11 protein-coding genes are annotated in these 12,223 nt (G+C 42.8%); 5 read left to right on the top strand and 6 right to left on the bottom strand.

The genetic code is table 11. The features are described 5' to 3' along the window. Window positions 1-89: 89 nt before the first annotated feature. On the top strand, window positions 90-1,487 hold the full coding sequence (locus tag MiAbW_RS03230; RefSeq protein WP_151694900.1) for an amidase: 1,398 nt from the start codon (window positions 90-92) through the stop codon (window positions 1,485-1,487). On the opposite strand, the gene MiAbW_RS03235 is transcribed toward MiAbW_RS03230, so the two are convergent. Next, window positions 1,480-3,354, bottom strand: a complete 1,875-nt coding sequence (locus MiAbW_RS03235) for an ABC transporter ATP-binding protein (protein ID WP_151694901.1) — start codon at window positions 3,352-3,354, stop codon at window positions 1,480-1,482. The two genes, MiAbW_RS03230 and MiAbW_RS03235, sit on opposite strands and share 8 nt — an antisense overlap. A 420-nt stretch (window positions 3,355-3,774) precedes the next feature. On the opposite strand from MiAbW_RS03235, the gene MiAbW_RS03245 reads away from it, so the two are divergent. From MiAbW_RS03245 to MiAbW_RS03260, 4 genes are all read left to right on the top strand, one after another. After that, window positions 3,775-4,410, top strand: coding sequence for a FeoA family protein (locus MiAbW_RS03245; protein WP_151694903.1), 636 nt, complete (start codon window positions 3,775-3,777; stop codon window positions 4,408-4,410). A 42-nt stretch (window positions 4,411-4,452) separates the two neighbouring features. Then, complete coding sequence (gene feoB, locus MiAbW_RS03250) at window positions 4,453-6,783, top strand: Fe(2+) transporter permease subunit FeoB (RefSeq protein ID WP_151694904.1); 2,331 nt, start codon at window positions 4,453-4,455, stop codon at window positions 6,781-6,783. A 31-nt stretch (window positions 6,784-6,814) separates the two neighbouring features. Continuing rightward, complete coding sequence (locus MiAbW_RS03255) at window positions 6,815-7,054, top strand: FeoC-like transcriptional regulator (RefSeq protein ID WP_151694905.1); 240 nt, start codon at window positions 6,815-6,817, stop codon at window positions 7,052-7,054. A 176-nt stretch (window positions 7,055-7,230) separates the two neighbouring features. Then, a complete protein-coding gene (locus MiAbW_RS03260; protein WP_151694906.1) occupies window positions 7,231-8,214 on the top strand; it encodes a methyltransferase domain-containing protein in 984 nt (327 codons plus the stop codon). A gap of 123 nt (window positions 8,215-8,337) precedes the next feature. Here MiAbW_RS03260 and MiAbW_RS03265 read toward each other — a convergent pair whose 3' ends face one another. From MiAbW_RS03265 to MiAbW_RS03280, 5 genes are all read right to left on the bottom strand, one after another. Further along, complete coding sequence (locus MiAbW_RS03265; protein WP_151694995.1) at window positions 8,338-9,036, bottom strand: metallophosphoesterase family protein; 699 nt, start codon at window positions 9,034-9,036, stop codon at window positions 8,338-8,340. A 21-nt stretch (window positions 9,037-9,057) separates the two neighbouring features. Beyond that, window positions 9,058-9,867, bottom strand: a complete 810-nt coding sequence (locus MiAbW_RS03270) for a metallophosphoesterase family protein (protein WP_151694907.1) — start codon at window positions 9,865-9,867, stop codon at window positions 9,058-9,060. Further along, window positions 9,867-10,646: a hypothetical protein gene (locus MiAbW_RS03275; protein WP_151694908.1), complete on the bottom strand. Its 780-nt coding sequence runs from the start codon at window positions 10,644-10,646 to the stop codon at window positions 9,867-9,869. Before MiAbW_RS03275 ends, MiAbW_RS03270 begins: the two co-directional genes overlap by 1 nt. 225 nt (window positions 10,647-10,871) lie before the next feature. Next, a complete protein-coding gene (locus MiAbW_RS20405; RefSeq protein WP_260441968.1) occupies window positions 10,872-10,997 on the bottom strand; it encodes a hypothetical protein in 126 nt (41 codons plus the stop codon). A gap of 99 nt (window positions 10,998-11,096) precedes the next feature. Beyond that, the gene (locus tag MiAbW_RS03280; RefSeq protein WP_151694909.1) at window positions 11,097-12,122 is read right to left on the bottom strand and encodes a CobW family GTP-binding protein; all 1,026 of its coding nucleotides are present in this window, start codon (window positions 12,120-12,122) and stop codon (window positions 11,097-11,099) included. Window positions 12,123-12,223: the final 101 nt, after the last annotated feature.

Raw genomic sequence — 12,223 nt, forward strand, 5'->3', positions numbered from 1 at the left:
CTTTTTTTACTTTTTCTTTTTTCCTTTAAAACCATCTTCCCACTAACGAATATAATTATTTTCACTTACCTATTTTAACTCGATCGCTCATGAGTGATGAATTATTGCAAAAATCTGCCCTAGAATTAGCCCAACTGATTCGCACTAAACAAATCTCCCCCCTAGAATTAACCCATTTATACCTCGACAGAATTGAGAAATTTGACTGTCAAATTGGTAGTTTTGTCCATGTCGCCAGGGAAAGCGCCCTAGCCACCGCTGGCGCCCAAACGGAACAATTAAGTCAAATCGCCGCTACTGCCGAATTACCGCCTTTTTTTGGAGTTCCCACCGCCATTAAAGACTTAAATGCCGTCGCTGGAATGCCGGTTAGTTACGGAGTCGCCGCTTTACAGGGAAATATCGCCCAATATGACGAAGGAATCGTCACCAGAATGAAAATGGCGGGTTTTATCCTTCTGGGCAAAACTGCCACTTCCCAACTAGGTTCCTTTCCCTACACCGAAAATCCGGGTTTTTTGCCGACTCGTAACCCCTTCAACCGCGATTATACCGCAGGAGGTTCCAGTGGCGGCGCGGCGGCGGCGGTAGCGGCGGGTTTCTGCCCGATTGCCCAGGGTTCCGACGGTGGTGGTTCCATTCGTACTCCGGCGGGTTGTTGCGGTTTGGTGGGGATAAAACCCAGTCGTGGGCGCGTTTCCTATGCCCCGGTGGGGGAATTTCAAAGCGGTATCGCCACTAACGGCACTCTTTCTAAGACGGTGGCAGATGGGGCTGCGCTGCTTACCGTGATTTCTGGCTATACGACGGGCGATCCCTACTGGCTACCAGATCCGCCCTTTTCTTTCCTAGAAGCCACTCAGAGAGCCGTAAAACCCCTAAGAATCGCTTTTTCTACTTCCATATCCCCCTTCGGCGAGGCGGCTTCCGTCTATAAAAATGCTGTCCTCGCTACGGCTAAAATTTTAGAGGACATGGGGCATCATTTAACGGAGTATTCTCCCGATTTACAGGCGTTAATCGCTCCTTTTCGCCGTATTTGGCAAGCGGGAACGGCAGCGACGGGAATTCCCAAGCAGTTATTAAGTCCCCTTAACCAATGGTTATTAGAGAATTCTGGCAGCGCGGGGGAGTACCTGCAAGCAGTGCAGCAGATGCACATTATTTCGCGGCAAATTGTGGCGATGTTTGATAATTTTGATGTCTTACTTTTGCCCATTTTCCTACATCAACCCCCCGGAATTGGTGAGTGGGAAAATTTACCACCGGAAGCAGCGGTTGATAAGATGATTGCTTGGATTGCCCCTTCCCCGATTGCTAATGCGAGTGGTTTACCTGCGATTGCTTTACCCACAGGAGTGGATAGTCAGGGTTTACCCGTGGGAATCCAGTTAGTGGGTAAACCTGCTGATGAAATCACTTTGTTAGGTTTATCGGCACAATTAGAGGCAGCTAATCCTTTCGGTTTGATGGCTAATTTTAACTAGCAAGACTTTGGGTAAATTGGGGAATGGAAGCGATAAGTTTGCGGGTGTAATCGCTTTGGGGAGAGTTGATAATTTCGTTAGCTGTACCGATTTCCTCAATTTTACCTTTATTCATCACCATAATGCGATCGCTCATAAATCTGACAACACTTAAATCGTGGGAAATAAAGATATAAGTGAGATTAAATTCCTGCTGTAATTCTTTGAGTAAATTTAAGACTCCCGCTTGTACGGAAACATCTAAAGCAGAGACAGATTCATCACAGATGATAAACTGAGGATTTAAGGCTAAAGCGCGGGCAATACAAACCCTTTGTCGTTGTCCTCCCGATAATTGATGGGGATAGCGATCAAACCAAGTAGGATCGAGTTTAACTCGTTCTAATAAATATTCTACTCGTTGCCGTCGCTTTTGGGAATTGCCGCCGGTATGATGAATAACCATCGGTTCTAAAATTGCTTTACCGATGGATAAACGGGGATTTAGGGAGTTGTAGGGATTCTGAAAAACTATCTGTAATTCCCGGCGTAGTAATCTTAATTTTGGCTCACTGGGGTTTAATTTAGCAAGATTTTCTCCTCGGAAATAGATATTTCCAGAAGTGGCGGGAATTAAGCGCAGAATTGTCCTTGCTAAGGTGGATTTTCCGCATCCCGACTCACCGACTAAACCGAGAGTTTCCCCCTGTTTAACGGCAAAACTGACCTGATCTACGGCATTAAAAAAGGTCTTTACTTGCCCGAAAACTCCCTTAACTGGAAATCTAACCGATAAGTTTTCTACCGATAAAATATTCTCGTGATGTTGTAACCCTTCAATTCTGCTTTCTTCCTCCTGGAGAGTAATAAATTTAACTGCTGGTGGAGTAATTTCCTGTAGTTCAATAATCTTACCTTCGGAGTCTTTTTCCACTTGTAAAAAATCGCTGACGGTGGGTAATTTTTCGGGACGAGAGTTTAAGCGAGGACGACAGGCAAGTAAACCTTTTGTGTAGGGATGTTGGGGAGAATTTAATACTTCTTCTTTAGTCCCCTGTTCGACAATTTCTCCTTGATACATTACGACAATTTGATCGGCAATTTCGTTAATAACTCCCAGATCGTGGGATATAAAAACCATCGACATTTCTCGATCGCTTTTACACAAATCTCGTAATAATCTTAATATTTCTGCTTGGACAGTCACATCTAAAGCGGTGGTTGGTTCATCGGCAATTAATAGGGTAGGATTACAAGAAATCGCCATGGCAATCATTACCCTTTGTAATTGTCCCCCCGATAATTCGTGAGGATAACGCTTGAGAATTGCTTCTTTTTGTTCTTGAATATAAGTTCTAATTTTTTCCCTAACATGACCCTTATTTTCTAAGGGAAAAGTTTCTATATACTTCTCCTCTAACTGTTCATCACTGGGTAATAAACGCACTTCTTGCAGTAGAGACATTGCTTGATTTTTTGCCTGTTCGGTGGTGACTTTTTGATGCAGTAAAATTGCTTCGGTGAGTTGAAACTCGATGTTATACACTGGATTAAGAGAACTCATTGGTTCTTGGAAAATCATTGCCATTTCTCCCCCGCGATAATAACGCAATTCTTCCGGGGGAATAGATAATAAATCTACTACTTGCATTGACTGACCTTTTGCTGGACGAAAGCAAATTTCTCCCCCGGTAATTTTTCCCGGAGAGGGAACCAATCCCATGAGTGCGAGGGAGGTGACAGATTTTCCTGAACCCGACTCCCCCACACAACCGAGAACTTGACCTTTCTGCAAGCTAAAACTAATGTTATTAACGGCGACTGTTGTTCTTTTCTGATTAGAAAATTCAACGGTGAGATGGCGAACGTCGAGAACTTTGTTATCCATGGGTCTTTAAACAGAAAGACAGATTTGATTTACTTATAAATATAGCTTTTTCTGTTCCCAGTAGCTGGGTGCAATTAATTGGTAGATAGCTGGGGGAATCTCCCTTGCAAGGGAGAATTTTGCCGGCATTAAGAAGATTTTCGTCTCTCAGCGATCGCCATTTACCGGAGACCGGTGACTTTTTTAAAGAAAAATTTTTCGTTCCTGTCTCCCCTTTTCGATTAGACTGGCAATTGAGAATAATTAGCATTTATTTGAGCGATCGCAAGTCTTAGACAGTTTCAAAACCGTTGACTGAGGCTGATAGTAGTGCAGTTCTCACCCTTTGGCTACTTCGGTAAACTCGATGAGCTATCAAGGAATTATTATCACTCTTGAATGAAAGACCTTCATTACCTTACCTTTGGAGATAAGAAAAGCATGGACGATAAAATTAGACCGAATGAACCAGAAAAACCAGAAAAATCGCCAAATAAAGCCCAATTTTTCCGTTGGGGTGGTAAAAAGACAGAATTAGATAATGTCACTCCCACGGGTAATGACTTTGCTGCCACTTATCCTTTAGCACAAGTGGAAATGGGAAAAACCGTCTGGTTAGTGGGATTTCAGGGGACAGGAGGGATCAATCGACTCCTAGGTATGGGATTAAACCCCGGCATTCAATTACAGGTAATTAGCTCCCAACCGAGGGGATCGGTTTTAATTGGCATTCAAGACAATCGTATCGGTATCGGGGCGGAAATGGCCGAAAAAATCCTCGTTAGTGACATTCAACCGAAAAAACTGGAACCCAAAAAAGACCTACCTGAAGTAAGAACATTTCTGCGGGAGATACCCATAGGAAAAGCCGGTAAAGTTGTCGGTTATGACCGAGCATTGCGCGGATACAAAGGAAAATTGTTATCAATGGGATTAACTCCGGGGACAGAGTTTACCGTTATTCGCGTCGCACCTTTGGGGGATCCCGTCGAGATTCGAGTGCGGGGATTTCATCTCAGTCTGCGTAAACAGGAGGCAGACGCTTTAATCGTCGAAGAAATAGACCCAAAAAGCTAAATTTAATCATCTAAGCCTATTCATCACTCAATATCCTAAATTATGGTCAAACCGATTATCGCCTTAATTGGCAATCCTAACTGTGGCAAAACTACCCTTTTTAATGCTCTCACAGGGGCCAATCAACGGACCGGCAACTGGCCGGGAGTAACAGTCGATCGCAAAGAGGGACAATTTCAAGTTAACGGGGAAGATATCACCCTTGTGGATTTACCCGGAGTCTATTCCCTCGATGTAGAAGAAGGGGAGACAGGAATGGATGAATTAGTCGCTAGGGACTATCTGCTGTCAGGAGAAGCGGATTTAGTGATTAATATCGTCGATGCTGCCAATTTAGAGCGTAATCTCTACCTTACTACCCAAATCATGGAGATGCGTTTACCGATGTTGATTGCCCTGAATATGATGGATGTGGCCAAAACTAGGGGTATTGTGGTTAATCCGCAACTCTTAAGCGTTCGCATGGATGCAATTGTCGTGCCGATTAGTGCGGTTAAAGGGGAGGGAATCGGAGAATTAAAGCAAAAAATTGGGGAATTAGTCAGTAATATTAGCCATACTGCTGCTTATGTCGCTTATCCTGCGGTAATTGAGGAAGCTCTTAACGAGATTGTTGCCTACATTAACGACCATAGCAGTAAAAGGATCGTTGAGCCAAGATGGACTGCTTTAAATCTACTGCAATACGAGGATCGCATCGCCCCAGAATTGCGCTCACAGGAACTATTAAGCATTATCGTCAAGCATAGACGACAAATACACCAAGTTTTAGGGGAAGACCTTGATATTTTAATTGCTGATACTCGTTATGGCTTTATTCAACAAGTTACCCAGGGAGCCACTCAACGGACTGGACAGATAAATGATACCATGTCCGATCGCCTCGATCGGATTGTTCTCGATCGCTGGTTAGGAATTCCGATATTTTTGGGCGTAATGTACCTAATGTTCTTGTTTACCATCAATGTTAGTGCTGCCTTTATCGATTTCTTCGATTTAACTGCCCAGACTATCTTTGTCGATGGTTTGTCCCAAGTTTTACAAAAAATCCATACCCCTGGTTGGCTAATTGCTCTGCTCGCTGATGGGGCGGGGGGAGGTGTGCAAACCGTCGCTACTTTTATCCCCGTAATTGGCTTTATGTTCCTCTTTTTGTCAATTTTAGAGGATTCTGGCTATATGGCCCGGGCAGCCTTCGTCATGGACCGATTGATGCGTTTGGTGGGATTGCCGGGTAAATCCTTTGTCCCCATGCTAGTGGGATTTGGTTGCAGTGTACCGGCAATTATGGCCACCAGAACCCTAGAAAATTCTCGTGATCGTTTAATGACGATTATGATGAACCCTTTTATGTCCTGTGGGGCCAGATTACCTGTTTATGCCCTATTTGCGGCGGCTTTTTTCCCCATAGGAGGTCAAAATATCGTTTTTGGTCTTTATATCTTAGGAATTCTCGCCGCTATTTTGACGGGATTGGTGATGAAAAAAACCCTACTCAAGGGAGAAGTCAGTCACTTTATTATGGAATTGCCTCCCTATCATCTACCGCGTCTGAAAGGGGTGTTAATTCGTACTTGGGAACGTCTGCAAGCGTTTTTATGGAAAGCTGGACGAATTATCGTTTTAATGGTGATGATTTTGGGACTACTAAACTCCCTCAGTTTTGATGGTTCTTTTGGTAATCAAGACAGCGAGCGCTCGGTTTTAAGTGCTACCAGTAAAGCTGTAACTCCTATTTTCTCACCCATGGGACTAGAACCGGAAAATTGGCCGGCAACAGTGGGAATTTTTACGGGAGTTTTTGCCAAAGAAGCGATGGTAGGCACATTAAACTCGATTTACAGCCAACTAGCAGGGGAAGATAACCCGAATAAAGGGGCAGCACAGGTAAAATTCGACTTTTGGGGGCAAATTCAGGAAGCTATCGCCACTATTCCCGCCAATTTAGCGCAATTACCCAATCAATTACTTGATCCCTTGGGTTTAAATCTTGGTGATTTGCAAGATCAAAAAACGGCTGCCGAGAAGCAAGAAGTAGATTTAGGAATCTTTGGGGCAATGGCGAAAAGATTTGATGGTCAAGCGGGTGCTTTTGCCTATCTCTTGTTTGTTCTGCTCTATTTCCCCTGTGTTTCGGCCACATCGGCAGTATATCGCGAAACTAATGCCGGTTGGACTGTTTTTATTGCCCTCTGGACCACAGGAATGGCCTATATTGTTGCCACTTCCTTCTATCAAATCGCCACTTTTTCTCGACATCCGGGGTTTTCTCTCTTTTGGATAGTCTTGATGGGTTTAACCGTAGTCGGGGTTTTATTCACCTTAAAAAATCTCCGTCCCCGAAAAATCAACCGTCCCCTCTCCACTTCCTAACTCCTAAATTTACCTTTCTAGGTTGATAAAGATGATTTTAACCGATATACAGGCTTATCTTGCCAAAAATCAGAAAGCATCTCTGGCTGAATTATCCACACACTTTCGGATGTCAGCGGATGCCTTAAGTCCTATGCTCGATCGCTTGCTGAAAAAAGGGCGAATTCGCCTGATTTCCCTAGAAAAATGCGGAGGATGCAGCCGTTGTTCCCCGGAATCTATGGCTTTTTACGAATGGATTGAGGGCAATTCCACAGGGACAAACAACTAAAAGTTCACCACTACAGAAGTGATCTCACCATTAAGATAACTGCTGTATTACCAGTCGCTTTCAACGGAGATAGTTAATTTCTGGCGAAGAACCAAAGTCACTTAACCGCAGAACCTCAAAGTTGTATAATCTTTAAGAGTTATTAAGCTTTGTATCAGTTTGCCCGGCATCATTTAATGAATATACTTTTGGTGACATCATCTTTAGGTTTACTCCTAGCGATCGCTATCGTCGTCTATTTTGTTTCCTCTCGCAAGTACCAATCGTCGGACTCGGTGGCCAATTCCTACGACCAATGGACCCAGGACGGGATTTTAGAATATTATTGGGGCGAACACATCCATTTAGGTCACTACGGTTCCCCACCAGAAAAAAAAGACTTTCTAGCGGCAAAAGCCGACTTTGTGGCGGAAATGGTCTCTTGGGGAGGTTTGGATAAACTACCCACCGGTGCAACTCTCCTCGATGTCGGTTGTGGTATTGGTGGCAGCAGTCGCATTCTGGCCCGCGACTACGGATTTGCCGTTACCGGTGTCACCATTAGTCCCAAACAAGTGGCACGGGCCAAAGAACTAACACCCCCAGATGTAAATGCTCGCTTTTTGGTCGATGATGCCATGGCCCTTTCTTTTCCCGACGAGAGTTTTGATGTGGTCTGGTCAATCGAAGCCGGTCCCCATATGCCGGACAAAGCCGTTTTTGCTCGGGAATTACTGCGAGTTCTTAAGCCGGGGGGAGTCCTGGTGGTAGCGGACTGGAATCAGCGAGATGACCGTCAAAAACCGCTCAATTTCTGGGAACGTCCCGTAATGCGCCAACTTTTGGATCAGTGGTCTCACCCCGCTTTTGCCAGTATCGAAGGTTTTGCCGAACAGTTGGCGGCCACGGGATTGGTAGATGGGGAAGTGATGACTGCTGACTGGACAAAAGCCACTCTACCCTCTTGGATTGATACCATTTGGCAGGGGGTGATTCGTCCCCAAGGTTGGTGGCAATTTGGTCTAACTGGGTTGCTTAAATCCGTCCGAGAAGTGCCGACAATTCTGCTGATGCGTTTGGCCTTTGGCACGGGTTTATGTCGTTTTGGGATGTTCCGCGCTGTTCGCGCTCAATCCCATCTGCAAGCAAGTCAGCAAGAGTCTCTCACCTCAGTTATCTAGCTGGTTATAATTAAATTGAAGATAAATCCCCCCTTAATCCCCCCTTGATAAGGGGGGTGTCTGATAATTTTTAACACCTACCTACTTAAATTAATCTTTAATATTTAATTAATCTCTGAAAGATTAATAAGGTACGGTTCTAAACTCCACGCAATTATTACTAGGATTATAGAGAGTGTAAACTGCTTTATTTAATTCTTTACCAACGCTACCAACCCCAATTAAACGCTTATCTTGAATCGTCAAAGTTTGACTTGGTTGCCGTTTATCTAAAGTAGTAACAGTGCTGGTTAAATTAGCGGACTGTAAAGAATAATCAAAAACTTTTCCCGCACGACCACAAAATAGATTATTAACTCCCATCCGTTGCAGTCGATCTAAAATTTGCCATGGGGGAGTATCGGGGGTTAATTCTTCACTAACACTGACACTACTGCCATGAATTAATAAACAATCCAACTCGACAAAACCAAAATCGAGATTTCGTAACCATTGCACCGTTTCTAAAGAAACTGCGTCCCAGAGTTGTTTAGTGCTGTCAATTCCATGTTTATCGATTAATTCCGTCGGTTCTCCTGTTGCTCCTAAACTGTGTAAAATTAGACATTGTTCTTCCCACCATCCCCGACAAACCTGCGGATATAAGTTATTTTTAGTGGGATAACGTATTTGTTCTACCAGCATTTCACTATCGGGATTAACACCGATAAAATCTCCTAAAATATATAAATTTTCTACAGTAACTGACCGTTGCTGAATATCTTCCAAGACCGCTTGATAGGCTGGTAAATTGCCTTGAATACCGCTTAAAATCGCCCACATAATTTCTTGATTTATCACAAATTAACGTTCGCAAACATGAGTCGGATCATCGGCTTTTTCCGCATATTCTAGACCCTTAGCCAATCGCCAAGCGAAAATAGGAGGTAAACCCGATTCTAAAATAGCCTGACAGGTTTCCTGATAGTTATAGGCCACTTCTCGCAGTTGTACCGCTGCCGTTTCTCGATCGTAAATCACATAGGTGGCATTTGGACGACCGTGACGCGGTTCTCCCACCGATCCCACGTTGATGATACGTTTAACCGGTGTGGTAAATTGCCGCGACTGTTCCCCATCGGGTTGATAAACTTTTATTTGCAAGCTTCCCGCTTCGAGAGTGCGAATGTAGGGGATATGGGTATGTCCACAGAATAAAACCTCTGTATCTACCGATAAAACCCGTTCTAAAGCCGTAAAAGCGTCCATTTCGGCTAAAAGGTACTCATGGTTACTTTGGGGACTACCATGAACAAAACAGAGGTGATCTAGCTTAAAAATTTCGGGCAGTTTTGACAAATAATTACGGTTTTCTGGGGTGATTATTTGATTTGTCCACTCATGAGCTAATCTACCGCGTTTTTCTGCTAAAAGCGACGGATAACTGCACTCACAGGCATTTAATCCCTCAACGATATCCTCATCCCAACACCCTTGTACTGTAGTAATCCCCAGTTGACGGATTTTTTCCACCACTTGGTTAGGATGGGGTCCATACCCAACCAAATCCCCTAAACAGTAGATTTCTTGACAACCCTGTTGGTCTAAATCTTGCAAAACAGCATTAAAAGCGGGCATATTGCCATGAATACAGGATAAAACGGCTATTTTCATCAGATTAACTCCATTTCTGGCTCTAAAGATTCTTGAAATTGTTGTTGATAATAAAAAAGTGCCTCATCGGACAGACAACAATCACTCAGGGTATCGGCAATTGTCGGTTTATCGAGATTGCGACCGACGATTTCAATCCCACTAAAGCGATTCGGTCTCCCATCGACATTTAAGGGGAAATTTAAGCTTTGAAAGTCTTTTTCTGGGCATTCATCCATAAATTCCCCATAAATACACTGACCATTGATGATATCGAAGATACTTTTGACCCGCAGCACTTCCCCATAGGCTCCTTGGGTTAATTCTGTCCAAAAGGTGGTTAAACTGGAAAAATCGAGGACTTCTCCCGTTAAAACGGCTCTATAAATCTGTATTTCTCGTTTTTTTAACCATTGATTACCTTTTATGGTTGTTTTGACCGGACTAAAGACAATTTCATTGACGGGTACTTGTCCTTCGGAGATTTCTGCTTCTGGAGACGTAATCGCTACCCGATGACAATTGAGGGGTTTTAGAAAGCTTTCGAGGGATTGCGTGTCTAAATGCCATGGTACTTCCATATAGATCGTGTTTTCCATGGATAAACTGCTCAAAAGGTCTTCTTCTTCCCTAGAAACACAGGACAACTGGGGAAACTCACTCTGTAAAGTGAGGCGATCAATGGGAAAAGTTTCCGTCTGGGGACTAAAATATAGGCTTGGCTGCTTGCTCTGAGCGATTTGTTCGCGAATCCAATGGGTTTTTCCCGCAGCTATACCCCCCGTCACCACGATAATCATTCTGCTCCTTCTCTACTGTGGTAATGATAATCATTCTAGCATAAGTTAGATTGGGGCAAGTAATCTTCCTTAACCAATCCTCTAGACTTAGCCAGGTTATTTTGGGAAAAATTGGCGGTTTCTTGGGATATTAATCATGGTTATGGCTCTTTTCTCTAGGATACCATTGGCTTTGTCCATCGGGTAAATCAACTAAGGTAATTCCCATCATTTTTAATTGTTCCCTTAATCGATCGCTTTCGGGATAGTTTTTTCAGCGAGAAAACGGGTTTCTTGAAGAGATCGTTTTCTCGCTGAATTTATCGCCGCAAAAATAAGGGTTAAATGGCATAAAATCTGTAAATAGACCATTTAATTGATTATTATTCATTCTTAATTCTCCTGACTACTGACTACTGGCTACTGACTCCTAACCCTAAAAACGATTTTTGATTTCTGCAAGAGGTCTATTCATAGTTTGTACTTTTGAATTTTTTGCGAACTAGCCAAGCATTCGTTTAGTTGTGTCAAGATTTCCTCTTTATTTAAATTTCTGCCGATAAAAACTAACTGATTCTTAGGAGATGTATCCCATTCTACCGCTTGCAGATCGTAACGAAGACCGCTCAATTGAAAAATATGTTTTAAATCGCTTTGTTGAAACCAGAGAATACCTTTAGCTCGAAAAACATTGATCGGCATTTTTTCCGTGAGAAAAGGTTCAAATTTATCTAGATTAAATGGTTTATCGCTAACAAAGGAGACAAAATTAAAGTCTTCAGGAGATTGATTATTACTGAAGCTTGGGCGATTTTTTTGAAAGTCTCTCAACTGGTTTTTATACAATTCTTCTTTAGTTAAACCTATATCTAACAATAAACCCAAAGGAACCTGAACATAACTACTTTTTAGGAGTCTTATACCCTGTTTTTCTCTACGAATAAACTTTTCTAAATCATCTAATTTTTTGTCACTGACTCGATCTATTTTATTGAGAATTACCACGTCACCATAACGAATTTGACTAAGGGCAATATTACTATCAAAATGATCGGCGGTAAAGGTTTCAGAATCCACGAGGGTAATAATAGAATCTAAGCGAGTCAGATATTTTAATTCCGTCGCCAAGAAAGTGAGGATAATTGGCAAAGGATCGGCTAATCCTGTGGTTTCAATGATTAGATAGTCTACGGGTATTTCTTTTTCTAAGACCTGATAGACTGTCTCAATTAAACTATCATTAATTGTACAACAAATACAGCCATTACTCAATTCTACCATATCTTCATCGATGGAAACGAGCAATTGAGAATCAATATTAATATCTCCAAACTCATTGACTAATACGGCAACTTTTAACCCTTCTTTATTGTCAAGAATATGATTTAGTAAGGTAGTTTTTCCACTCCCTAAAAAACCAGTAATAATCGTCACAGGCATTCCCGATTTAGGCAAGCAAGGGAGGGAATCGGAGAGAGGAATTATCAAAGAACTCATGGCAGCTAACCCACTTGTAAGTTAATTAATTGGCAGAAAATAGGCTTTTCTCAACCCTGTTAAATTCTCCTGGATGGGATCGATCTCCACTAATTGATCAG

Source organism: Microcystis aeruginosa NIES-4325 (assembly GCF_008974145.1).
GTDB classification, from domain to species: domain Bacteria; phylum Cyanobacteriota; class Cyanobacteriia; order Cyanobacteriales; family Microcystaceae; genus Microcystis; species Microcystis aeruginosa_G.